Source organism: Cohaesibacter marisflavi (assembly GCF_900115225.1).
GTDB classification, from domain to species: Bacteria; Pseudomonadota; Alphaproteobacteria; order Rhizobiales; family Cohaesibacteraceae; genus Cohaesibacter; species Cohaesibacter marisflavi.
In genome coordinates this window covers 533,801-557,692 of record NZ_FOVR01000001.1, presented here as the reverse complement: position 1 = coordinate 557,692, position 23,892 = coordinate 533,801, and the positions used below count along the sequence as shown (strand labels likewise).

Below are 23,892 nucleotides of genomic sequence, written 5' to 3'. Positions count from 1 at the left end.
GCGACAATTTGGCAGGTGTTACAACAATGTCGGCAAAGCGCCCGCCCCGAAAACGTAAGGAAACCGAATCCAGTTCTCGAGCACTTCAAGGTCTTTGTCCGCCAGATAACGGTAATTGCGCTGATGGTCCATATAGACGGCTGTAGCGATCTGCGGCCAGATCTTCTGTTCGACCAGCATGTTGAAATACCAGGCCATGGGGAAACCGGCATTCTTGTCATATTCCTTGAGGAAATGCGACAGGCTGGTCCCGCTCATGTTGGCGACATTGTCGCTCGGCAACGGCAGTTTTTTAACGGGAACGGGCGTTGCTTCCGTTTTGCGCTCGCCAAAGCGATCCAGAAAAGGCAAGAGCTTGAGGACAAAGTGATCGGAAAAACGCTGCTTGCTGGAGGCTGTGGTTTTGCCCCACTCTTCCAGAAAGCGGATATAGCGCAGATCAGACCCTTCCGAAGAAAGCTGGTTGCTCACAAGCGCGCTGATATCGGTTATGGAATGGAAGACATAGCGCGGTGGAGCAATCTCGGTAGGGTCGACACGGGCAGCAAAAGCCCCTTGCGGATCGAGCAGGTCTTCCAGATCATCTGGCACCAGATCATTGACGAACAGGGGACGATCGATCACCTCCGTCATTTCTTCAACCTTGAGCTGGACAAAGTCGGCTGCTCCCTTGCCTGTTGGTGCCACAAAATAGTGGCATTTGCCATCAAGACGCGTGGTGTAGTAGTCCGCTCCGCCATATTGCTCATAAAGGGCAAACATGTCGTGGTCAGATTCCGCCTCGGCCCATTGCCTCAGATTGGTAGCAATGCGGTTGTCCTCATCGTCGACCAGCCCGCCCAAACGATACCAGCCACTAAGCGTTGTGCGATAGCGAAAGGAAAGATCAGGCAAAATGGTACTGATGGCCTCGACCAGTGAAACATGATGGGTTCCGGGTTTGATCTTGCTGCAGATCTCCTTGAGCTGCGCAATCCGCGGTTCGAATTCCTTGACTGGCTCTGTCATGGTCTTTTCCAAAAGGTCTTCCATCATTCCTCCCACTCTTCAACTTCTGCCACAACGATGCCCGTCGCAGTCTGCTCGGATGAAGTGAAGCTGATGCAGCCCTCTCCGCCCACGACCAGATAGAGATTGAATGTCTTGTGTTCTCTGATCGGCTGCGCTGTTGTGATGTCGTCATCCTGACAATAGGTGAAATGAACCTTGGGCCATTTGCTCCGCAGATAGGCGGAGATTTCCTCGCCAGGCCCCTGTGCAGAGACTTCCCCCGCGACATCATCAAGTAGCGCAGCGTCGATCATTCTTCCATTTCCTCCAGAAAAGGCGTAAGGCTTTTGGCCTCTTGTCCCATGACACGTGCCAGCCATGGTGGCGGGTTTTCGGCCAAAACATGCTGCAGATCAGCCAGAATATCCCGCGCCTGCCTGCTGGCTAGCAATTTGATAGGATGGATACCGGCACGCACCACCTTGGCAGCCGCAGGGCCACCGATGGAAATCACATAGAGAACTTCGCAATCGGCAATCAGAGAGGCGCGCCATTTGTTCTTGTCCTCGGCATCCTCTCCATCACGTGTAGAACGGATATCAATCAAACGGGCTTCCCGGCCCGAGACCTGATAGACTAGAAAACGGCGACAGGAACCAAAATGTCCGTCCATTTCTTCAGCGGAATTGGACGCGCAGGCAACGCGAATGGAACCGGGCATATCACCATCTTGGTAAGGATCGACAGACACATCCTCGGGCGTCTCCTCCACGCCATCTCCCTTGAGGATGCGCAGTGCCGCCTTGAGCTGATCTCCAGGTATCTTGATGAAGGCTTCCCCACCGGCCTGACGAAAATGCTTCATTCCGAGATTGGCAAATTTCTCCTCAGTCATCGGCAAGCCGACCGCTGCACCAAGAATGGAAATCAGGGCACCGGCGTCAATGCCGGGCAAGTCATTTGCCGCAAGGCCAATGCGCAAGGCGATCTCGCGCGATAACGGGGCGGTCATGTTGGACCTCCGATCCAAATTCAAATGTGTTACACAAAAAAGGGACGCGAACTCAGTGAGGAACAACAGGCTGCAGGTGATGTTCGCGTCCCTCCCCTCGACGACTACTCAGCAGGAACTATGCAGTCTTCCTCAAAACAGCCTTCCATGCACTGGGGGCTGTCATGAATGCCTTCGCATTCATTGCAGAGGGCGGGATCGATGTAATAGACACCTTTACGGGGGGAAATTGCATTAGACGGACAGGTTGATTCACAGTCGCCGCAAGCGGTGCAAACATCTGCATTGATCATCATTGCCATGGTCTATCTCCTTTCAGGCGAGACAAAGTCCGGTAGGAATGGCTAACCGCGCTTGAAGCGCAGTGTGGTCGGGAATTCGGGTGGCGGGGAAATCGGATCAATGAAGAACTTGTCTCCATTGGAAAGCTCCACCGTGCCGCCCCATGCTTCATCCGTGTTGGTCTCAACGGAAGCAATCACTTCCTCAAGGTCCTTCTTGGCCACATAGAACAGCAGATCACCCTTGTCGTTGTATCTGAGCATTACGTTTGGCATTTCGGTCTCCTTTTCACCCTGTGCGCCCTCCGCCACGCCTAAGGTGACGGAGGGAACAAGGATGCGATATGTGGCCGATGCTTAGCGCACCAGATCGTAGTTGAAGTCGGTAACGCCCATTTCCATGGTGTCCTTGTCCAACTTTTCCAGAACGGCGTTGGTCAGCGTCGTCAGGATGGTCATTGCGCCCTCATAGCCCAGAGTGGTGGAGCGATGCAGGTGATGACGGTCAAAGATCGGGAAGCCGATACGCACCAGAGGCACCTGGAACTCCGGCCCTTTCTTCAGGGTGTCGCGTTCAATGAACTTGCCGTAGGAGTTGCCAATCATGAAGTCTGGCCGATTGGTGAAGATCAGGGACCGCAGGTGCCACAGATCCTTGCCGTTATGCACTTCACAATCCTTGCCGTAAGGGCTGTCGGCCAACATCTTGTCCATGGCTTTCTTCCAGCGCTTGTTGGCGTGGTTGCAAAGGATGTGCGTCGGCTCGGCACCCAGCTCGAGCAAGAAGGCCGTCAGGCCCATGACAAAGTCTGCATCGCCCCAGATGGCGTATTTCTTGCCATGGAGCCAGGCGTGACTGTCGGTCATCATGTCGACAAGGCGACCGCGTTCGATTTCCAGAGAAGCAGGGATGTCCTTGCCGGAAATCTCGGCGACCTTCATCAGGAAGTCATCGGTTCCCTTAAGCCCCATCGGAATGTTGATGACAGGGGTTTCATGCTTCCATGTGTTCTTGGTGTATTTGCGAGTCTTGACCAGCTGCCATGGCTGCAACAGCAGCGTATCCTTGGCATTTGGCGCGTCTTTCACCTCATCCTGCGTGGTGCCGCCTGAATACATGCGGTATTTGCCATCAGCAGGCGTATCCAGCACTTCGGAAGGATCACAGAGCAGCGAATAGTCGACGCCCATTTCCTTCATGTAGCGATGCAGCACACGGTAGTTGCCAAGATAGGTTTCAAAGCCCGGCACAATGTTGATTTTGCCGTTCGAGCCAACTTCCTTGTCTTCCATGCTATTAAGCGTGAAATAGCGGATGGTGCCTTCGAACATATTGTCCCAACCAGTGGTGTGGGAGCCAACAAAGCTTGGCGTATGGGCGAACGGAACCGGGAAGTCTTCCGGAATATGCCCTTCCTTGCGGGAGTTGCCGATGAAGGCGTTGAGGTCATCACCGATCACCTCGGCCATGCAGGTTGTGGAGACCATGATCATGTCCGGCTTATAAAGGGCACGGGCGTTCTCGAGCCCGTCGAACATATTTTTCTGGCCACCAAACACCGCCGCATCTTCGATCATGGAGTCGGAAACACAGGCGACCGGCTCCTTAAAATGGCGGTTGAAATAGGTGCGGAAGTAAGCCACACAGCCCTGAGACCCATGCACATAAGGCAAGGTATTTTCGAAGCCGAGCGAACAAAGCACAGCGCCAAGTGGCTGACAGGCTTTGGCCGGGTTGATGGTGAGAGCTTCTCGGGAAAAGTTCAGCTCTTTATATTCTTCGGACGTGGTCCATTCGAAGATTTCGTCAACTTTGGACGGCTCATGTTTCTCTTCGAACAGAGCCCGTTTGTCACCCAGAGATTTCTCATACTCCTCTTCCTTGAAGAGAGGATAGCTGGGTTTGATATTATCAACGACTTGGTTCATTTGGTCCTCCTTCGCGCCACCAATCTGTGAACTCACGAAGTGTTGGAGAGAAGTGATGTCTCTGGTGCCGGATCATTCCGCAGCAATCGCGGTTTCATCGCCCATGCGCTTCCATGGTGGGGTCATGCTGTCCCAGCAAGGATTGTTGAGCGTCATGTCCATGTCGCGAGCAAAGATCGCAAAGCCGTCATAGCCATGATATGGGCCGGAATAGTCCCATGAATGCATCTGGCGGAATGGGATGCCCATCTTCTGGAAGATGTATTTTTCCTTGATGCCCGAGCCGATGAGATCCGGCTTGACGCGCTTGACGAATTCTTCGAATTCATAGCCCGTTACGTCATCATAGATGAGAGTTGCGTTGCCCACTTCGGCGATGGTGCGGTCATAATCGTCATTATGAGCAAATTCGTAGCCCGTGCCGACGACTTCCATGCCCAGATCTTCGTAAGCACCGATGATATGGCGCGGACGCAAACCGCCGACATAGAGCATGACGCGCTTGCCTTCCAGACGCGGACGATATTTGTCGACCACGGCCTGCCATTGCGGCTTGTATTTCTCGATGACCTTCTCTGCACCTTCCTTGATCTTGTCATCGAACTGGGCGGCAATCGCGCGCAGGGATTCTTCGATTTTAGTTGGGCCAAAGAAGTTATATTCCATCCAGGGCACGCCAAACTTCTCTTCCATATAACGGGAGATGTAGTTCATGGAGCGGTAGCAGTGCAGCAGGTTCAGCTTGGCCTTTGGCGTATTTTCCATTTCCGCCAATGTGCCATCGCCCGACCATTGAGCAATCACGCGCAGGCCCATTTCCTCAAGCAGAATACGCGAAGCCCATGCGTCGCCACCAATATTGTAGTCGCCGATGATGGTAACGTCGTAATCGGTGGATTCAAATTCCTTGCCGGTTGCCGGATCGATGACCCAGTCACGGATAGCATCGTTGGCGATATGGTGCCCGAGGGACTGTGAAACACCACGGAAGCCTTCGCACCGTACCGGCACGATTGTCTTGTTCAGTTCCTTACCCTTCTGTTTGGCGACGGCTTCAATGTCATCACCGATCAAGCCAATTGGGCATTCGGACTGAATGGACAGACCTTTGGCCAGCGGGAACAGCATGTTGATTTCATCAACGATCTTGTTCAGCTTTTTGTCGCCGCCGAAAACAATATCCTTCTCCTGAAAGTCGGAGGTGAAATTAATTGTTCCGAACGTATCGACGCCAGTGTTGCCGACATAATAGTTACGGCGCCCAGCGCGGGAATATTGGCCGCAGCCAACAGGGCCATGAGACAGATGGATCATGTCCTTGACCGGCCCCCAAACCACGCCCTTGGACCCAGCATAGGCACAGCCACGGATGGTCATGACACCGGGAAGGGATTTACGGTTGGAGGTAATGCATTTGCTCGACTTCTCGATCTCCTGATCGTTGATCGTCAAATGCTTGGCGCGGTCCTTTTGCGCTTTCTCGGGGTAGACTTCGAGCACCTCTTGAATGAGGGCTTCGGTCTGTTCTCTTGTCATTTCAGACATATTCATTTTCCCGTTCTAAGGTGGGAGCTCATGCGCCCCACACCTTGATCAACAGTTCAAAGTGAATGCTTACAAGGCTCAGGCCACAGCGCTGTCGGCAGTTTTCCCAACGATGCTCTCGTCTTCGACTTCCATGATGCCGAATTCCATCAGCAGATCTTCCAGATCATCCATGGAAATTGGTTCCGGAATGACAAAGCGATCATTGTCGATGATCTTTTGAGCCAGATCGCGATATTCTTGGGCCTGCTTGGCTTTCGGGTCATATTCGATCACGGTCATGCGACGGATTTCAGCGTGCTGCACAACGTTGTCGCGCGGAACGAAATGGATCATCCGGGTCCCGAGCTTTGCAGCCAGAGCGTCGATCAGCTCATCTTCGCGGTCGGTGTTACGGGAGTTGCAAATGAGGCCAGCAAGACGCACGCTACCGGAGTTGGCGTATTTCACGATGCCTTTGGAGATGTTGTTGGCCGCATACATGGCCATCATCTCACCGGAGCAGACGATATAGATTTCCTGCGCCTTGTTTTCACGAATTGGCATGGCGAACCCGCCACAAACAACGTCCCCGAGCACGTCATAGAAGACGAAGTCCATATCTTCTTCATAGGCCCCTTCTTCCTCAAGGAAGTTGATGGCCGTGATAACGCCGCGCCCAGCGCACCCAACGCCAGGTTCCGGACCACCGGACTCAACGCATTTGATATCGCCGAAGCCAACTTTGAGAACATCATCCAGTTCCAGATCTTCGACAGACCCTGCTTCCGCAGCCAGGTGCATAATGGTGGTCTGGGCTTTTGCATGCAGAATAAGGCGCGTGGAGTCTGCTTTTGGGTCGCAGCCGACGATCATGACTTTTTTGCCAAGCTCTGCGAGGCCAGCAACGAGGTTCTGCGTGGTGGTGGACTTACCGATGCCCCCCTTGCCGTAAATTGCGCATTGACGAAGTGCCATAGGTCTTCTCCTTGAGGCTTGTTGAGTTCCGTGAGTTCCGCAAACAAACGGGTTCACGAAACGGTGTCTGCCAAAGGGATTTGCAAGGGGTGTGCCAGTTCTGAAAAGTTTTGCTAACCCGTTGTTTTTTCTATATTATATTTTATAATTCAGCAAAATTCGAGCGTTGGAAGAGTGACATTGAAAAAGGGGAATTGTCGCAATGGCGACATGATGTCGTGTGTCTTTGTCAGATCTGCGCGACAAAGCCGTCACTGCTACAGCCGCTGCCTAATCAGGCGACAATTGGACCAGTCTCTCCTATTGTCTGTCGCAAATACGACAAAATCCCAAAACTGGATTATCACGATAATTCAATATCTTATCTATAATTTATAATATGGTTCGTTTTTTGCTTGCCTATCCATCAAGACAAATTGGCACCAACGATTGGCAGGCATGAGATGACACAGGCAAGCATCGAGCAAATTATGGACAAGATCCGCAGTGGTGAGGTCGTCCCCTATCTCGGACCGGGCGTGCTGTTTGATGCGTGCAATCGATCGAGCGGTGAACCAATGCCCGCCGATAGCGACAGCCTTATCCTTGCCATGAACAAGGGACGCCCGATGGCGCCCAAACTGATGTATGAGTTCCCGCGCGCTGCAATGAATCTCGAACTCAAACGCGGGCGTCGCTTCATCGAGCAGTTTCTCACACGTCTATATAAGGCAGAGGACTGGAGCCGTGCGGCGCTGCATGACTGGATCAAGTCTGTGGCCCCACCTTATGTTATCGACATCAACCGCGACTTGCAGCTCCAACAGAGCTATTCTGGCACGCCGCACTATCTCGTGCGTGGGCTAGCCCGTATCGGAGGAACAGATTACAGGTTCACGATCAACCGTTATGATGGCGAGCGCTATGTTCCCATTGGCCCTGAAGAGCTAAAGGACGATCTACCGATCCTTTTCAAGCCACTCGGTTCGCCTGAGCCGACCGCCAGCTTTATCGCTTCTGACGCTGATTTTGTCGACTATCTGACAGAGCTGATGGGCGGGTTCGGTGTGCCATCATTCCTGAAGAGCTATCGCAAAGAAAAGCAATATCTGTTTCTGGGCATGCGGTTTGTGCGCGATACGGAGCGCATGGTCATGTCAGACATCACCTATGATGCAGCATCTCCAGCTGGTTGGGCACTTATAAAACAACCGACTCCCAAGGAAATCCGCTATTGCAACAAGAAAAACATAGAGATTATCGAAATGGATGTTTCTGACTTTCTGGAGAAAACAGCTATTCCCGTTTCGTCGCACGCTATGCTATAACTGTAGAAATTCTAATGTGTGGGGGCACAAGGATGACATTAATCGAGTGGGAAGAAGGTCGGCATCTAGTTGGTGTTGACGAAATGGACTCTGTCCATCAGGAATTTACTCTGATTGTAAACAGGCTGGGTGAAACGCAAGACCCATCCATATTCAAGTCCTTGTTCATACAGCTTCTGGAACATACGCAAGAGCATTTCGCCCTTGAAGACCAACTCATGGAAGAAACAGGCTTCAGAGGGTTTGAAGACCATCGCGAAGAGCATGAGCGTGTTCTCAAGCAGATGAACTATATCAATGAAAAGGTACAAGCCGGCAATCTCGACTTCGGTCGGGCCTTTGTCGAGGATCTGCCACGCTGGTTCGATCTGCATGCCGACACGATGGACAATGCCCTGGCTGTCCATTTGAAGGCAGCTCCAGAAGCGGACAGTTTCGCGGTCTAACAGAATGCCTAGCAAGCCTATGTTCAGGCGCCCTCTGGAGCAAAACAGACATCATATTCACTGCATGTTTCGCAACTGGGAGACCGACAGAGAATAAAGCCCTCTTTGGCGCAAAGCTGACGATAGAAGAATTTTTTCCAGCGCATATTGTTGATGTTTTGCTCGGCGAGCGGACGAAAATTATACAGTAGCATCTCGCCAAGGCTCTTGCGCGTAAACAATCCCAGATCAGACCAGAGATGGTCCGAGCCCATGCAGCCGGTCGCAACGATCTGGGCAATCCATAGTTCCTCATCGCTCCGATGGCTGCGATGGTCGAGCAACAGAGTTTTGACGTCCTCCAGTTCACTTGCGCGGTCCGGTTCAATGTCGCAGCGGGTTTGCAGTCCAGCATTTTTGAACTGGGCAAATGAGCCACTGATCATGGCCTTGAATGTCTCTTCATTTAGTCCCATGAAACGCGGTAGTGCGCCCTTGCCGCTCATCCAACTGGCGAGCATTTGCGCAAGGAAGGGATCATTGCCCTTCCCGCTGGCGCAAGACATCAAGCGCTCGTAGAGCGCCTGATGATCGAGACTGGCTTTGGTTGTCTCGATGATATTCAGCCCGTCATCTCTTGCGATATACATCATGCGCTCTCGTAAGTGATGCGGATATCTTCATCACGCACAATCATCTGGCAAGCCAGACGCCAGTCGCTTGGCATATCGTTGACAATGACTTTTTCAAGCTCGTCTCTGCTCAGTTTGCCCTGCTCCTGCAGGACATTCTTCTCCTTGTCCGTCATATGAACGCCCATATGGGTCGGGCCGCCATCGATATCGCTGACCTTGATGACACAGGAGCCGCACTCCCCGTCGCCGCAATCGAAATGGATGGGAACCTTGAATTCTTTGGCCAACTCCAACACGGTCTTCTTATGACTGCCAGCAGGCGCGTAAATTTCCATTTCATCAAATTCTGGATGCTGAAATATGATCTTTGGCATTCTACTTGGTCCTTCCTTGGTCGAGTAAAAAGGCAAGCTGTTTTTGATATGGTTATCATGCAGCTTGCAGTCTGCCTTGATCCGTTCGGCTCAGGCTGGCTTGATCTTGACTTCGCCTTCACCGATGATCTGGGCCTGACAGGCGCAACGCATGTCTTTGCCCGCCATATTTTCCTTGAGCACCTTGTCTTCCAACACAGTCGGCTCGGAAAGATTTTCCATGCCTTCTTCCACTTTCATCAGGCAAGTGCCGCAATCGCCCTCGCGACAGCCATAGATGATGCCCGCCCCCACTTTCTCGGATACTTCGATAACGCGCGTTCCCGCAGGAACATTGACGGACACATCGATATCCGCGAATGTCAGTTTTCCTTTTGCCATGATTGTCTCCTTGGTCCTTTACTAGTCAGAGTTCGGCAAAGTCGATGACTTTGGGCCTTGCCTTACCAGCCAGAAGCTCGGCGATTGCCTGTCCATATTGGCGACAATCGTCCAGCTCCTGTTCTGTTGGGTGAAACTTGATGCGCTTGCCCTTTTCCGGAACGCGCATCTTGAGGCCTCGCAGGCGATCTTCGATCATAGGAACGGCTTCGCCCGACCAGCCAAACGAGCCAAAAGCCGCCCCGATCTTGCCCCGTGTGTCAATCGCAACGAGCGAAGCCAGCAGATCCCAGATGGGCTTGACCGCATCACCATTAATGGTTGGCGAGCCAAAGATCATGCCATCGGCACCCTCGATCAGATCGACAAAGGGTTCGACCTCTCCGCCTTGCAAATCATAAAGAGAGACCCGCACGCCTTCGATGCTGCTGGCACCTTCATAAACCGAGCGCGCCATATCGGCCGTGGCGCCATAGGCGCTCATATAGAAGATCAGCAGGCTCTTCTCTCTGGCGGACAGCTCGTTAGGCAAATGGGAACCGGAAAGCGTTCTATAGCTTTTGACATAGTCCATCGGGCGCTCTCGCAAGATCGGCCCATGTGAAGGAGCAATCATCAATGGGGCCAATGGCTCGATCTTGTCCATGGCCTGCAACACCCATTTTTTGAAGGGTCGCATGATATGCTTGAAGTAATATTCAAAGGAAAAGCGGAAATCCCCGACCAGATCGTTATAGAGCCGCTCATCACAGAAATGCGCGCCGAACACATCACATGAGAAAAGAATTCTGTCCTCGACCAGAAAGCTGCATTTGGTTTCAGGCCAATGCAGATAAGGTGTCAGCACAAATTTTACGGTGCGTCCGCCAAGATCCAGCGTGTCACCGTCGTCGGTGAGCGTATAGTGATAGTTGGCCAGCTCATCCTTCAGCGTTGCCTGTAGCAACTTGAGCCCGCGTTGCGAGACATAGATATGAGCTTGCGGCGCACGACGCATCAACTCGGGCAACGCGCCTGCGTGATCAAGCTCGAGATGATTGAGCACCACTGCGGTGATCGCATCATAGGTCGTTACGGCTTCAAGGCGCGCGAAGAATTGCTCGGCGAACGCCTCCTTCACCGTATCGATGATGGCCACCCCTTCAGCCCCTTGAATGGCATAGGCGTTGTAAGTGGTGCCATTGGCAGTCTTGAGGATCAGATCGAAGGTGCGCAGATCAGGATCGAACGCCCCGATCCAGTTCACCCCTGGTGCGATTTCTTCTGGTGGCTTGCTTGCGAAGGTGGAGGACATGGGCTTACAGAATCCCTTCGGCCACGAGTTGCGCGACACGCTCCGGCGGGATGCCTGTCAGGCTGCCAGCCGGGTTCACGGCCTCGCCGAATTCATCAAGGATCGCCCCCTCAACCGGACAAATGCTGCCGCACTGGGCGTGGGCATAGTCACCTTCACAATGGTTGCAAGCCTTGGGGTTGATGACAAACTGACTGAGCCCAACGCTGATCGCCTCTGAGGGACAAACATCCATGCAGGCATGGCAATTGACGCAAAGGTTCGTGATCTCATATGACATGATATACCCCTATGCGCTGATGGTTTTTGAACAATCTGGCCCGAGGGCACCGGAAGTGTGCATCTCTTTGTAAACGGCCATCAAAGCGGGAACGATCGGTTCATCGGCATGTTCGCCATTGGGGATGATCCCTGCGCTTTCCAGCTGGTCCCATGGCTTGAAGCCAACTTTGGAACAGAGCACCACTTCACAGCCCTTGAGCATCTCGATGGTTTCAGGCAAGGCCGCGTCGCCCTCTCCGCAATTGACGGGACCGGAGCAATATTGCGCCGTCTTGCGATGACCTATCAGACGAGCGCCTTTTGGCGAAACTTCATAGATCATGAATTCTCTAGCCGAGCCGAAATGCTGATTGATCAGCCCCTGCCCACTGCTGGCCACCGCCATTTGCACGGACCTTAAGTCGCTCGGCAAGGTGCCTTGTTCGGCACGATCGACAACGGCACCAGAGGCAACCGACGCCAGTGGGGCCTGTTGCTCCATCGTCAGGCCATTGACGGTGAAGAGTGTTTTGCCATTGGCTGCTTTGAGCTGTTCCTTTAGGCTGGATTGCCGCGCCTTCTGGCGCTGCCGCTCAGCCTCTATATCAGCCTGCACCTTAGCCCGCTTTGCCATTGCCGCAGCATAATCGACATCAAGCGCGTCAATCTTGTCGAGTGTGAATTCCTCGCCACGATCCTCACCAAGCAGACCGACAGCATCGGCGCGACATTGACGACAGTGACGCATCATGTTCATGTCACCGCACGCATCTTGCAGTTCGGTCAACTCCCGCTGGGTTGGGGCACGTTGGCCCATAACACCATAATAGGTGCCATGCTCGGGTTCAGTGATGAGCGGCATGACGTTATGCAGGAAGGCACCTTTGGCCTTGATGACGCGACTGACCTCTTTGAGATGCGCATCATTGACGCCGGGAATGAGCACCGAATTGACCTTGACCAGCACCCCGCGCTCAATGAGCATCTCAAGGCCCTTCTGCTGGCGCTCGATCAGGATCTTGGCAGCTTTAACCCCGCGCATACGGCGGTTGTTCCAATAGATCCAAGGATAGATCTGGGCCCCGATTTCAGGGTCGACCGCATTGATGGTTATGGTCACATGATCAACATTATATTGCAGCAATTCATCCACGCAGTCCGGCAGCGACAGGCCATTGGTCGAGACACAAAGCTTTATGTCCGGCGCCTGTTCACTCAGCATGCGGAAAGTCTCAAAGGTGCGCGCCGGATTGGCGAGCGGGTCGCCGGGACCAGCAACGCCCAAAACCGTCATCTGCGGGATGGAGGCCGCCACCGCCAAGGTTTTCCGGACGGCCTGTTCCGGCGTCAAAAGCTCTGAGACGACACCGGGGCGGCTTTCATTGGCGCAGTCATATTTACGATTGCAATAGTTGCATTGAATGTTACAGGCGGGAGCAACAGCCACATGCATGCGCGCATAGTGATGGTGCGCCTCTTCGGAATAGCAGGGATGGTTCTTGACGCGCTCTCGAATGGCGTCGGGCATCTGATCCAAATGGTCGTTGGAGCTGCCACAGGAAGTTTGTGTGCATCCGGTTTGTTTGTCCGCCTGCGTCATTCCATCCAGCATGGGTCCCGATCCTTTCTTCAGCATTGGTCCATAGTTGAAGAAAGATTTGCAAAGGCTGTGCCAGACGCAGAATTTTTACTATATCATTGAAATATATAATTTTTCAGGAAGGAATAGGATATTTTGTTTTGTCGCAGTTCCGACAATCACGCGTCAAGCGTGGGGCGGGTTTTGTGGCATACCGACCAATGCCTTACTCTATCTGCCTGTAGGAGAAAGCCCGAAGGCTCACTATGAAAGCAGAAAGCAGGAGAAGGTATCCCGGTCAGATGCGTCTGACCGAGATTCCGAGTATCTTGATGCGGTAAGCAATCTGGCGCGGTGTCATGTCCAGCAGGCGAGCGGCCTTGGCCTGCACCCAGCCAACCTCTTCCAGAGCAGCGATCACCCGCTCGCGTTCATCCAGCTCTTCATTCTGCCAAGCCTTCTCCGCCGATGTCGTTTCTTCGGCGGCAGGAGTTTTCAAGACCGGCGGCAAAGGTTGGGCCGGTACACCGACAAGTGTCTTTTCCGGCAGGCCGGAGAGAGAAACCACATCGCGATCAATGATTCCATTTGGGCTCATCACCGAGGCACGTTCCAGGCAGTTTTCCAGCTCACGCACATTGCCGGGCCAACTGTGTCGCATGAGAAGACGCACAGCACTATCCTTGAGCGAAAGTGGCCGACCTTGCTGCTGGCTGATCTTGCCAATCAGGAATCGCGCCAGTTCTGGAATGTCATCCATACGATCCTTGAGAGATGGCATCTGAATGGCCATCACATTGAGGCGATAATAAAGGTCTTCGCGGAAGTCTCCCGCTTCCACGGCAGCTTCCAGATCCTTGTTGGTGGCCGCGATGATGCGCACATCCACCTTGTGGGTTTTATTGCCACCGACGCGCTCGAATTCGCCCTCCTGCAATACACGCAGAAGCTTGGATTGGAAGGCGGGCGTGATTTCGCCGATTTCGTCAAGAAACAGCGTTCCGCCGTCGGCCTGTTCAAAGCGCCCCTTGCGCATGGAGGTCGCGCCGGTAAAGGCGCCCTTCTCGTGACCGAATAATTCCGACTCCAGCAGATTGTCCGGCAATGCGGCGCAATTGAGCTTGAGATAGGGTTCATTGGCGCGCGGCGAATTGTAATGGATGGCGTTGGCAATCAATTCCTTGCCGGTGCCACTCTCGCCTCGGATCAACACAGTGGTGTTCCATTTGGCGACCATGCGCACCTGATCGAACACCAGCCGCATGGCCTCGGTTTCGCCGATGATATTTTCAAATCCATGCTGGCGCTTCACTCGCCGACGCAGGCTGTCGCGTTCTTCGCGCAGTTTTTCCTGCTCTTCCTGCACCGAGCTGGACAGCAAGATTGCCTGCCCGATGAGCGAAGCAATCATCTGCATAAGTTTGGCATTGTCTTCGAGAAACTTGTCCGCATAGTTCGGTTGCGCAGCGAACACGCCGACGGGATCATTCGAGCCCAGAAAGATGGGCGCACCGATAAAGGGCCGGCGCGGATCATAGACACCGAGACGATCCAGAAAGCGCGGTTCTTCGGCGATGCGTGGCACAACGATCAGTTTCTTTTCGCTCAAGATGGAGCCGACAATGCCCTCGCCGGGCAAGTAGCTGACATTCTTGGTAAAGGTGGCTTCGTCCTGATGAATATCGATGATCCGTAGCAGTCCGCTCTCCTTGTCGAGCAGACAGATCATGCCATAATGCAATCGCCCTTCTTCATGCAGCAGTCGCAGCACTTCTCGTGCCGTATCATGCAAATTGAGGGAACGGCCCAGCAGTTGGCTTACTTTGTATAGGGTTTCCAGTTCTCTTCGATAGAAAGCACAAAAGACGGGCTTTGGGCATAAACCATCTTCGTGATTGATGACTTCATCCGACGTCGTTGGACACTGAATGCTCATGATGCTCGCAATCTTCTAGGGAGGACTAACAGGCAGGCAGGCTGACACAGAGGGTGGAGCCGCGCACGTTGCTCTCCCGGATCTCGATGTCACCATGCAGGTCTGCCACGATCTGTCTGGCAATAGCCAAGCCCAAACCGGCATGGTGAGGGCCTGACTGCCAAGCGGTATAAAATGGCTCGAAGACCTTTGTTCTGGCGGCCCGGTCGATACCGGGGCCGGAATCCTGAATACTGACTTCAACCATTCTATCGGCACCAACGCGCGATATGACGCTAACCGAGCGGGCGGTCGCGCCATTCTCCCCTATGGCGTTGATGGCATTGTCGAGCAACATCCGGAGCAGAACGCGAATGATGACTTCATCACTATAGATCATCGGCAGTTCCGGACTGGCTCGCCAGTCGACCTCAATGCCGCTGGCATCGATCCGGTCGGCTGAAATAATGAGGCAATCCCTTATCGCTTCGTTCATATTGACTGGCGTATGCGGGACATTTTTATCGTTGGGTAGTGAAAGCCTTAAGGTCCGCGCAGCTTCTTGACCGGAATCAAGAGCCTCATCCAGAGCGCAGCCCATAGGCATGCAGCCAGGCGCTTTTGTGCTGCATCCCGTACGTTGCAAGTTGTTGGAAAGGGCCGTCATGACATTGAGCGGCTTTTGCAGCAAATAGAGTGCCCCGTCGATCACCTCGCGGGTGCGATACTCCATCTCTGTTTCAGCCATTCTGGCCCGCACCGCATTCAAACGGGCTTTCTCATATTCCTGTTTCTGGAACTCCACCAACTGGCAGCGCGCGGCGCATTCAACGGTGTAGAAAGGTGCGTGAGCACGATTTGCGAGTTGTTCTGTCATGGCGGCCTGTCGCTTCCGTATCAAATCCATACAAAAGAATGATGCAACAAGCGTGCCGAATGTAATTTGGCGGGTTAGAGCCGTTTTGCGCGGCTTGGTTGTCGTCTTTGCGACAATACAGCGCGTCACTCGCGCAATTTTGTAGCAAATGCATCAGAATTGACCGGGCTGCCCCCCGCAGCTGGCACCGGCAGAAATCAGCCCGTTTTGCACCATTGGAGGGGCCAACCTGCCGGTTTGGCATGGTTGATGCAATCTCTCCATCAAACCCTTTTTCAACCAAGGCGAATGGATTGACCGCATGGAACATACACTGCTGATCCTTCTGGAAACGGCGCTGGTCAACAATGTAGTGCTGGTCAAGTTTCTGGGCCTGTGCCCCTTCATGGGCGTGTCGAACAAATTGTCCGCGGCACTCGGCATGGGCTTTGCCACAACGTTTGTGCTGACGCTGGCCGCAACGGCTGCGTGGGTTGTCGAAACGCTGATCCTCGAGCCTCTGGGGCTTCAATATCTTCGCATATTGACCCTGATTTTACTGATCGCGGCCATCGTGCAATTTACGGAAATGGCCATTCACAAATTCTCACCGGTCTTGCATCAACGGCTTGGTATCTTCTTGCCGTTGATTACCACCAACTGCGCGGTGCTTGGCGTGGCGCTGCTCAATATTCAGGAAGACCATACCTTCTTTGAGAGCGTTCTGTTTGGGTTGGGATCGGCTCTCGGTTTTTCTCTGGTTCTCATCCTGTTTTCCGGACTGCGGGAACGCATCAAGCTGGCCGATGTTCCAACCCTGTTCAAGGGCACCCCGATTGCCTTTCTAACCGCAGGCTTTCTTTCCTTGTCCTTCATGGGCTTTGCGGGACTGGTATCTCACTAGCAACCGATCATTCATGCGCACAGAATGTAGCACTTAAGAGGATTTGACGATGTTGGCAGCGATAGGCGCTCTTTTGGCTTTGGGTTTGCTTATTGGCGGCGGTCTGGGATTGGCTGCGTATTATTTACGCGTGGAAGGCAATCCGATCGCCGGAGAGATCGAAGATATGCTGCCAGGATCCAATTGCGGCCAATGCGGATTTCTTGGTTGTGCTGACGCCGCCAACGCACTGGCCGACCACAAAGCCGAGGTGACCCTCTGCCCACCCGGCGGCAGGGATCTGGCCACGGCTTTAGCAGATAAACTGGGCGTTGAGGCTGATCTTTCCAGTATGAAAGACACCGGCCCAATGATCGCCTTTGTCTTTGAAGATCTCTGCATCGGATGCACCAAATGCTCCAAGCGCTGCCCGACCGATGCCATCGTGGGAGCCTCCAAGCAGATTCACGGCGTCGTCGATGATGCCTGCACCGGTTGCGAGAAATGCGCAGATGTCTGCCCCACCGGAGCGATTGCAATGCGCAAGGAAAGCACCACCATTCAAACCTGGCACTGGCCCAAACCAGAGCTTGCTCTGGCGAGTTAATGGATTGACCCAATGAGACTATTCAAGATCAAAGGGGGCATTCACCCCGACGGGCGCAAGGAACTGGCCGAGAATGAAAAGATCGAGCAGATGCCCTTGCCCACCCTTATGCGCATTCCGCTCAAACAGCATACCGGTGCGCCGGCGAACCCGATTGTTGCAAAGGGCGATATGGTCAAAAAGGGACAGGTAATGGCGCTCTCGCGCGGCGCTGTGTCGGCAACCATCCATGCGCCGACCTCCGGCCGGATCATAGCGATCGGACGGTTTGTGGCGCCACATGCCTCCGGCTTGCCAGAACCCACCATCACACTAAGGCCAGACGGTGAGGACGAATGGGATACACTTCCTCCGCCGCTTGATCCCTTTGAAACAGATCCCGATACCCTTGCCAACCGCATTGCTGAAGCCGGGGTTGTCGGCTTGGGAGGCGCCGCCTTCCCCGCTGCCGTGAAGCTGAATTTGCGCAACCGGACCGAACTGCACACACTGATCATCAATGCGGCCGAATGTGAGCCCTACATCACCTGCGATGACCGACTGATGCGCGAGCGCGCAGAGGAAATTATCGACGGCGTTGCCATCATCTGCCACACGATTGGCGTCAAAAAGGCCCTGATCGGCGTTGAAAAAAACAAACCGGAAGCCATCAAGGCACTCAAAAAGCAAGTCGCCAAACAGGATCGCTATGACATCAAGGTCATCGAGGTACCCACGCGCTACCCGACCGGCTTTGCCAAGCATCTGGTACAAATTCTAACCGGGCTGGAAGTCCCTGCCCGGGCGCTTACAGCCGAAGTCGGTGTCATCGTTCATAATGTGGCCACCACTTTTGCCATTCAGCAAGCCGTGCGCTTTGGTCGCCCGTTGATATCGCGCATCGTGACGGTGAGCGGCGAAATGATCACCCGCAAGGGCAATTTCGAAGTGCCTATCGGCACGCCCATCTCTCATATCATCGAGCATTGCGGCGGCTTTATCGATGAACCTGAAAAGCTGCTGCTTGGTGGCTCGATGATGGGCGATCCGGTTTCCAGCACGCGCGCCCCGATCATCAAGGGGTCAAACGGCATTCTGGCGCTGGGACGCAAGGAAACATCACAAAAACCGATCATGCCCTGCATTCGCTGCACCTCTTGCGTAGCTGCCTGCCCGTGCGGGTTGATGCCTTATGAGATGGCAGCCCGCATCAAGGCTGACGAGCTGGAAAGCGCCGTCGATATTGGGCTTCGAGACTGCATCGCCTGTGGCTCATGCTCCTTTGTCTGCCCAGCCAACATCCCGCTGGTGCAATATTTCAACTATGCCAAGGGCAGCCTTACCGCCAAGCAGCGCGCCGCCCACAAGCAGGAAGAAACAAAGCGTTTGGTTCAATTCCATGATGAACGTATGGAAAAGATCAAGAAAGAAAAACAGGCCGCCATGGCACGCATGAAGGCCGAACGAGCTGCCAAGAAACGGCTGAAAGAACACGAGGAAGCTGCCAAAGCCAAGACAGCCACCCCGGAGGAGGCCTCTTCAGCACCCAAAAGTGAGAAAGTAAGAGCGGAAGCATGAGTGACGTCCAAATTCTGGCTGGTCCCTATTCCCATTCTGGAGCGAGCGTATCGCGCACCATGGGGCTCGTCCTACTGGCGCTGGTGCCCTCCACCGCCTTCGGCTTTATCCAGTTTGGCTGGCCATCCATCTATCTGTTTCTAGTGACAGTCCTTACGGCTATTCTCGCCGAAGCCCTCTGCCTGAAAGTGGCGAAGAAACCGGTCATGCTGCATATCATGGACGGCTCGGGCATCCTCACGGGCTGGCTTCTCGCCATGACCCTGCCGCCATGGGCGCCATGGTGGATCGGGGCTGTCGGCTCGATCATCGCGATCACGCTGGCCAAGCAGGCCTTTGGAGGTCTCGGACAGAATGTCTTCAATCCAGCCATGGTGGCGCGCACGGTTCTGTTGATCTCTTGCCCCATCCAGATGACCCAGTTTCTAGGCCCACAGCCGATTTTTGCAGAATCTGCCCCGGACTTTCTTGGCGGTTTGGCCATTACCTTCGGCGGGCATCCTGAGATTGATGCGATTACCAGCGCGTCCCTTTTGGGCACGATCAAGACCGAACTGGGCCGCGGCGAAGTGCTTCAGCAGATCCTTGCCCAGTCCTTTGACCTCAGAAATATGGTGATCGGCTTTGCACCCGGCTCAATGGGAGAGACTTCTGCAATTCTGGCCCTCATCGGCGGCCTTTTTCTGCTCGCTACCCGCGTCATCAGCTGGCACATACCGGTGGCCATGATCGGAGCTATGTGCGCCCTTTCCGGCCTTGCCCATCTGCTCGATCCAAGCCATTTCCCAAGCCCGCTCGTGCATCTGGTTTCGGGCACCTTTGCCTTTGCGGTCTTCTTCATCGCCACGGATTATGTCACCGCCCCCGGCTCGCCCCTGGGCAAGATCATTTTCGGGGTTGGGGTCGGCACGCTGACTTTCATCATTCGCACCTGGGCTGCATATCCTGAAGGCGTTGCCTTCGCGATCCTTTTGATGAATTCAACCGTGCCTCTGATTGATACCTATATCAAGCCGCGCATCTATGGCCGCACCCGAAAAGGCGACCCGATCAAGCTGAAAGAAGCCAAGAAGGGAGAGGCAAGATGAGCGACGCGGACATCGATGCAAACAATTTGCAGACGCCGGACTCCTCTCCTTCGGCCTGGCAAAAGAGCCGTGAAAGACTTGCAGCTTTCTATGAGCGCCATCGCGATAACCCGATCTATTTGTCAGTGCTGTTGGGTGGGTTCTGCCTGATCTGCGCGCTTATTCTCGCGTCCAGCCATTTGGCAACACTGGAGCCAATCGCCCTTAGACAAAAGGAAGACCTGCAATCATCACTCGCCAAGGTCATTCCGGCGGCCTTGCATGACAATGATCTGGTCAAGGATGCCTACGCCCTCAAAGCCGCTGACGGCACCGAGACCATGCTCTATCCGGCCTATAGAAACGGTGCTTTTGCAGCGGTCGCCTATCAGGTGAGTGCAGTAGGCTATGGAGGTCCGATCCTATCGCTGATCGGCGTGGACAAGGAAGGCTCTCTGCTCGGCACTGAGGTCTTGATGCATACGGAAACACCGGGGCTGGGAGATCGGATAGAGTCCTCTCGCGGAGACTGGATCAAGCAATTTACTGGCCGTTCGCTTGGTGATCCTGAACCTGAAAAGTGGAAGGTAAAGAAAGACGGCGGCTACTTCGACCAGCTTTCCGGCGCCACAATCACCCCGCGCGCAGTGGTGTTGTCAGTGCGCAATGGTCTGCAATTTTTCAAGGCTCATCAAGAGCAAATCGTCCACTGCCCGAAAGGCATTTGCGAAGAAGGAAGCGGATCATGACAAAAAGCTATCGCGAAATTACCCTTGAGGGCCTCTGGACCAACACGATCCTCTTTTCGCAAACGCTGGCGCTGTGTCCGCTACTGGCGGTCACCGGAACAGCTACCAACGGACTGGGCCTTGGTCTGGCCACAACGGCGGTCCTCGTAGCCTCAGGCTTCTTGATTTCGCTGCTGCGCAATTTCATCGAGCCCGAGATCCGCATTCCCGCCTATGTGCTCATCATCGCCGGTCTGGTGACCATCGTTGATCTGTTCATGAATGCCTATCTACATAATCTCTACAAGATTCTCGGCCTGTTCATTCCGCTGATCGTGACCAACTGCGCCATTCTGGGGCGGGCGGAAAGCTTTGCCTCCAAGGCTCGCGTCTTACCGTCAGTGCTCGATGGATTGATGATGGGAGTCGGCTTCACCTTTGCACTCATCCTACTTGGTGCCGTGCGCGAAATTCTAGGCTCAGGCACCCTCTTTGCTGGAGCATCCCTGTTACTGGGGCCAAGTTTCAGCTTTTTGGAGATGACTGTCATCCCAGACTATTCTGGATTTCTCATTCTCATTCTACCACCGGGGGGGTTCATCATGCTCAGCCTCATTATTGTCGGCAAGCGGATGATCGATAATCAGTTTGAAAAAGCACGACAAATGGATGACGACCCGATCGAGCCCGTGGGCAAACAGATCACGATATAGGAGACTGCATCATGAATATCGGCGTTGCCTATGTCACTCCGACCCATAAGGTTTGGCTGAAGATGGAAATGCCCGACGGCTGCACCATAGAGGAAGCCATTCACAGGTCCGGGCTTCTGGACCAGTTTCCCGATATTGACCTAGAAACACAGAAAGTTGGGATTTTCGGACGCATAGCCAAGCTCGGAAAAGTGCTCGAGGATGGAGACCGGGTGGAAATCTACCGCCCTATTACTGCGGACCCCGATCTCGTTGAACGGCGCGATCAATAACACCACACCCGAATTGTCATCCCGCCGAATTTACCAAAAGGAAACCAAGAGGTCGGTCGCTCGCGCTGAAGCGCTGTACATCAGGTTGCCCTTCCCTCTCGGGCCCTGAATGTGGTCCAAAGAGCCGAAGAGGTCTCCTCCCTCTCGCCTCTTCGCTTTAGCCTCTAGGCAGGGCGCAATAAGCCGTGCGACCGGCAACCCAGGTGTGACGAATGGCCGGCATATGGCCTTTTGGCCACCCCACCAGCACAAGATCAGCGCGCTTGCCGACCTTGATTTCACCCCGGTCGTCCAGTTTCATGGCCTTGGCAGGGTTGGTTGAAACCAGCTTCCAAAGAGTCTGGCGATCAGCGAGATTATCCGCATCCATGCGCGCGATAGCCGCGAGCATCGCCGGATAATAATAGTCAGAAGCCAGAATATCGCATAAACCGGCTTTCACCATATCTGCCGCATTGGGGGAATCCCCCAGATGGCTGCCACCGCGCACAACATTTGGCGCACCGAAAATGACCATATCGCTGCGTTCCTGAGCGACAGCGGCAACAGCTACGGTCATCGGGAATTCGGAAATCGTGGCGCCGTGACGGCGATAGAAATCTCGCGTTTCATCCTGCGTATCATCGTGGCTGAGCATCGGGACATTTTTCTCGCGCCCCAATTGCCCGACTTCCGCGATGGCCTCTTTTACCCTCGGGCGCATCTGCCAACGATCCTTGATCAAATCCACATACTCTTCAGCAGAAAGCCCCGACCGCTCGGCGCGGGTAGCCATTTTGGCAAGAAATAGCGGACTTGATGCATCCGCAACGCGGAACTGCAAGGAATGCTCAAATGGGCGGTGTTGTTGGGGAACATCGGGGTGGAGCATCGCCATAGACGTATGGTCATTGAAAGCCAGAGACGGCGTGAGAGGCCCTTCCAGAGCGTCCTTGAGCAAATCCATGCCTTCAAGGCAGAAGGTTTCCCAACGCAATTGAACCCGGTTTTCAACCGTAAGCCTGTTCGCCCAGAGATGGAGCGCCGCGATCATTTCCCGGGCACGGTCAACACTGCGTAACCCCGGCTCCCAACTGATAGAAAGGGCGTGATAGGCGGTCGCGATGCCATTCGCAGCCAGTTGTCTGTCGGTTTCCAAGATGGCAGCTTCCATGGGGAAAAAGACATTGGGGCGCGGCATCAATTGTCGCTCAAAGGCATCGCCATGCACATCAATCAATGCGGGAGCAAGAATACGTCCTGTGCCGTCGATCTCTTCTCCCTTTACAGGGCCTCCAATCTCGGAGATGACCCCATCTGCAACAGTGAGCGAGGTCTCCACGATCTGGTCTGGCAGATAAACCTGAGCCCCGATGATTGTAAAGTCACGCATGGGAATTTCCTTGCCGATGCCGATGCCGATGCACCTACAAGCAACCGATTTGATGTCACTATGATAACAAATTGCACAGATAGTCAGCCCTTCAGCCGGGAATCGCTCCATCCTCCAGAAAAGGAAGAGCAAAATGGCTCCTATGCACCATTTGATGGGCTCATTCGCGTATGATTTACACCTTGGCATTGCAACAGGGGGAAAGTCTCTTTATCCCATAACAGGGCTTGCCAAACGAGCCGGGGAGCCAACCCGAAAATAAGGAATAAACCAGTATGAAAGCGATTGTATTCGATTTGGACGGCACTCTGGTCGATAGTGTGCCAGATCTGCATGACACAGCCAACAGACTGCTGGCAGCGCATGACTGCGCGCCTCTGGAGTTGACACAAGTGCGCTCATTTGTTGGCAACGGCATTCCGGTATTGGTGGAGAAAATCTGCAGAGCTGCCGACCTTACCTTTAACGAAAGCAATCGTGAGGCCATCATTGGCGAATATCTTTCCACCTATGATCTGGTGCTCGAAGACAAAAATACCCAGCCTTTTCCGGGAGTCACCTCTTGCCTTGAGAGCCTCAAGGCCAAGGGCCTGGTGCTTGGGCTTTGCACCAACAAACCCGAAGCGCCAACCCGCATCATTTTAATGGATCTCGGGTTTGAGGCATTCTTTACAAAGGTCATTGGCGGCGACACGCTACCTCAGCGCAAACCGTCCCCCGAACCTCTCTGGGTCAGCTATGAAGGCTTTGATCTGAAAGACTGCCTGTTTGTCGGTGACAGCGAAGTGGATGCCGCTACGGCCGCAGCCGCCGGTGTTGACTGCGCGCTTTACGCTGATGGCTATCGCCAGACACCTCTGGATGAGCTCCCCCATGCCTTTAGCTTTACGGACTTTTCCCAGCTTCTGGCTTATGTCGAAAGCAAGCTCTAAGCGGGCCACCAATAGAAAAA

General features: G+C 54.0%; 27 protein-coding genes. 10 read left to right on the top strand and 17 right to left on the bottom strand.

Going from position 1 to position 23,892, the window contains the following annotated elements:
• Window positions 1-18: 18 nt before the first annotated feature.
• From BM258_RS02525 to nifH, 8 genes are all read right to left on the bottom strand, one after another.
• Window positions 19-1,035 (bottom strand): hypothetical protein, encoded by a 1,017-nt coding sequence (locus BM258_RS02525; RefSeq protein ID WP_090068499.1) that lies wholly within the window; start codon window positions 1,033-1,035, stop codon window positions 19-21.
• Window positions 1,032-1,304, bottom strand: a complete 273-nt coding sequence (locus BM258_RS02520) for a DUF6129 family protein (protein ID WP_090068497.1) — start codon at window positions 1,302-1,304, stop codon at window positions 1,032-1,034. Before BM258_RS02520 ends, BM258_RS02525 begins: the two co-directional genes overlap by 4 nt.
• Window positions 1,301-2,002 (bottom strand): dinitrogenase iron-molybdenum cofactor biosynthesis protein, encoded by a 702-nt coding sequence (locus BM258_RS02515; protein ID WP_090068495.1) that lies wholly within the window; start codon window positions 2,000-2,002, stop codon window positions 1,301-1,303. The genes BM258_RS02520 and BM258_RS02515 overlap by 4 nt, the downstream gene beginning before the upstream one ends.
• Before the next feature lie 104 nt (window positions 2,003-2,106).
• Window positions 2,107-2,304 carry a 4Fe-4S binding protein gene (locus BM258_RS02510; protein WP_090068493.1) on the bottom strand — a complete coding sequence of 66 codons (198 nt, stop codon included), beginning with the start codon at window positions 2,302-2,304 and terminating at the stop codon, window positions 2,107-2,109.
• Window positions 2,305-2,346: 42 nt separating this feature from the next.
• On the bottom strand, window positions 2,347-2,559 hold the full coding sequence (gene nifT, locus BM258_RS02505; RefSeq protein ID WP_090068491.1) for a putative nitrogen fixation protein NifT: 213 nt from the start codon (window positions 2,557-2,559) through the stop codon (window positions 2,347-2,349).
• Between the two features lie 81 nt (window positions 2,560-2,640).
• Entirely contained in the window at window positions 2,641-4,212 is a 1,572-nt protein-coding gene (gene nifK, locus BM258_RS02500; RefSeq protein WP_090068489.1) for a nitrogenase molybdenum-iron protein subunit beta, read from the bottom strand.
• Window positions 4,213-4,284: 72 nt separating this feature from the next.
• Window positions 4,285-5,757: a nitrogenase molybdenum-iron protein alpha chain gene (gene nifD / locus BM258_RS02495; RefSeq protein WP_090068487.1), complete on the bottom strand. Its 1,473-nt coding sequence runs from the start codon at window positions 5,755-5,757 to the stop codon at window positions 4,285-4,287.
• 78 nt (window positions 5,758-5,835) lie between these two features.
• Window positions 5,836-6,714 (bottom strand): nitrogenase iron protein, encoded by an 879-nt coding sequence (gene nifH / locus BM258_RS02490; RefSeq protein WP_090068485.1) that lies wholly within the window; start codon window positions 6,712-6,714, stop codon window positions 5,836-5,838.
• A gap of 443 nt (window positions 6,715-7,157) precedes the next feature.
• Here nifH and BM258_RS02485 point away from each other — a divergent pair, with 443 nt between their 5' ends.
• Window positions 7,158-8,021, top strand: a complete 864-nt coding sequence (locus BM258_RS02485; protein ID WP_090068483.1) for an SIR2 family protein — start codon at window positions 7,158-7,160, stop codon at window positions 8,019-8,021.
• A gap of 32 nt (window positions 8,022-8,053) precedes the next feature.
• Window positions 8,054-8,467 carry a bacteriohemerythrin gene (locus tag BM258_RS02480; RefSeq protein WP_175527886.1) on the top strand — a complete coding sequence of 138 codons (414 nt, stop codon included), beginning with the start codon at window positions 8,054-8,056 and terminating at the stop codon, window positions 8,465-8,467.
• Between the two features lie 23 nt (window positions 8,468-8,490).
• Here BM258_RS02480 and BM258_RS02475 read toward each other — a convergent pair whose 3' ends face one another.
• The 8 genes from BM258_RS02475 to BM258_RS02440 form a co-directional block, all read right to left on the bottom strand.
• On the bottom strand, window positions 8,491-9,099 hold the full coding sequence (locus BM258_RS02475) for a nitrogen fixation protein NifQ (protein WP_090068479.1): 609 nt from the start codon (window positions 9,097-9,099) through the stop codon (window positions 8,491-8,493).
• Complete coding sequence (locus tag BM258_RS02470) at window positions 9,096-9,455, bottom strand: 2Fe-2S iron-sulfur cluster-binding protein (RefSeq protein ID WP_090068477.1); 360 nt, start codon at window positions 9,453-9,455, stop codon at window positions 9,096-9,098. The genes BM258_RS02475 and BM258_RS02470 overlap by 4 nt, the downstream gene beginning before the upstream one ends.
• A 90-nt stretch (window positions 9,456-9,545) precedes the next feature.
• Entirely contained in the window at window positions 9,546-9,836 is a 291-nt protein-coding gene (locus BM258_RS02465; RefSeq protein ID WP_090068475.1) for a 2Fe-2S iron-sulfur cluster-binding protein, read from the bottom strand.
• 25 nt (window positions 9,837-9,861) lie between these two features.
• Window positions 9,862-11,130 (bottom strand): FprA family A-type flavoprotein, encoded by a 1,269-nt coding sequence (locus tag BM258_RS02460; RefSeq protein WP_090068473.1) that lies wholly within the window; start codon window positions 11,128-11,130, stop codon window positions 9,862-9,864.
• A 4-nt stretch (window positions 11,131-11,134) separates the two neighbouring features.
• A complete protein-coding gene (locus BM258_RS25050; RefSeq protein ID WP_090068472.1) occupies window positions 11,135-11,410 on the bottom strand; it encodes an indolepyruvate ferredoxin oxidoreductase subunit alpha in 276 nt (91 codons plus the stop codon).
• Window positions 11,411-11,419: 9 nt separating this feature from the next.
• The gene (gene nifB / locus BM258_RS02450; RefSeq protein ID WP_090068469.1) at window positions 11,420-13,003 is read right to left on the bottom strand and encodes a nitrogenase cofactor biosynthesis protein NifB; all 1,584 of its coding nucleotides are present in this window, start codon (window positions 13,001-13,003) and stop codon (window positions 11,420-11,422) included.
• Between the two features lie 265 nt (window positions 13,004-13,268).
• The gene (gene nifA / locus BM258_RS02445) at window positions 13,269-14,906 is read right to left on the bottom strand and encodes a nif-specific transcriptional activator NifA (RefSeq protein ID WP_090068467.1); all 1,638 of its coding nucleotides are present in this window, start codon (window positions 14,904-14,906) and stop codon (window positions 13,269-13,271) included.
• Between the two features lie 25 nt (window positions 14,907-14,931).
• Complete coding sequence (locus tag BM258_RS02440; RefSeq protein ID WP_175527884.1) at window positions 14,932-15,762, bottom strand: ATP-binding protein; 831 nt, start codon at window positions 15,760-15,762, stop codon at window positions 14,932-14,934.
• Window positions 15,763-16,063: 301 nt separating this feature from the next.
• On the opposite strand from BM258_RS02440, the gene rsxA reads away from it, so the two are divergent.
• Genes rsxA through BM258_RS02405 form a run of 7 tightly spaced genes read left to right on the top strand, consistent with a single transcriptional unit; the run spans window position 16,064 to window position 21,568 of the window.
• Window positions 16,064-16,645 carry an electron transport complex subunit RsxA gene (gene rsxA, locus BM258_RS02435; protein WP_090068463.1) on the top strand — a complete coding sequence of 194 codons (582 nt, stop codon included), beginning with the start codon at window positions 16,064-16,066 and terminating at the stop codon, window positions 16,643-16,645.
• Window positions 16,646-16,694: 49 nt separating this feature from the next.
• Window positions 16,695-17,231 (top strand): RnfABCDGE type electron transport complex subunit B, encoded by a 537-nt coding sequence (locus BM258_RS02430; protein ID WP_090068461.1) that lies wholly within the window; start codon window positions 16,695-16,697, stop codon window positions 17,229-17,231.
• Between the two features lie 12 nt (window positions 17,232-17,243).
• The gene (rsxC, locus tag BM258_RS02425; protein WP_090068459.1) at window positions 17,244-18,788 is read left to right on the top strand and encodes an electron transport complex subunit RsxC; all 1,545 of its coding nucleotides are present in this window, start codon (window positions 17,244-17,246) and stop codon (window positions 18,786-18,788) included.
• Window positions 18,785-19,876 carry an RnfABCDGE type electron transport complex subunit D gene (locus BM258_RS02420; RefSeq protein ID WP_090068457.1) on the top strand — a complete coding sequence of 364 codons (1,092 nt, stop codon included), beginning with the start codon at window positions 18,785-18,787 and terminating at the stop codon, window positions 19,874-19,876. The genes rsxC and BM258_RS02420 overlap by 4 nt, the downstream gene beginning before the upstream one ends.
• Window positions 19,873-20,604, top strand: a complete 732-nt coding sequence (locus tag BM258_RS02415; protein WP_090068455.1) for an RnfABCDGE type electron transport complex subunit G — start codon at window positions 19,873-19,875, stop codon at window positions 20,602-20,604. The genes BM258_RS02420 and BM258_RS02415 overlap by 4 nt, the downstream gene beginning before the upstream one ends.
• Window positions 20,601-21,296 (top strand): electron transport complex subunit E, encoded by a 696-nt coding sequence (locus BM258_RS02410; RefSeq protein ID WP_090068453.1) that lies wholly within the window; start codon window positions 20,601-20,603, stop codon window positions 21,294-21,296. Before BM258_RS02415 ends, BM258_RS02410 begins: the two co-directional genes overlap by 4 nt.
• An 11-nt stretch (window positions 21,297-21,307) precedes the next feature.
• The gene (locus BM258_RS02405; protein ID WP_090068451.1) at window positions 21,308-21,568 is read left to right on the top strand and encodes an RnfH family protein; all 261 of its coding nucleotides are present in this window, start codon (window positions 21,308-21,310) and stop codon (window positions 21,566-21,568) included.
• 157 nt (window positions 21,569-21,725) lie between these two features.
• Here BM258_RS02405 and BM258_RS02400 read toward each other — a convergent pair whose 3' ends face one another.
• Window positions 21,726-22,940 (bottom strand): alpha-D-ribose 1-methylphosphonate 5-triphosphate diphosphatase, encoded by a 1,215-nt coding sequence (locus BM258_RS02400; RefSeq protein WP_090068956.1) that lies wholly within the window; start codon window positions 22,938-22,940, stop codon window positions 21,726-21,728.
• A 275-nt stretch (window positions 22,941-23,215) separates the two neighbouring features.
• On the opposite strand from BM258_RS02400, the gene gph reads away from it, so the two are divergent.
• Window positions 23,216-23,872, top strand: coding sequence for a phosphoglycolate phosphatase (gene gph / locus BM258_RS02395; protein WP_090068449.1), 657 nt, complete (start codon window positions 23,216-23,218; stop codon window positions 23,870-23,872).
• Window positions 23,873-23,892 lie beyond the last annotated feature (20 nt).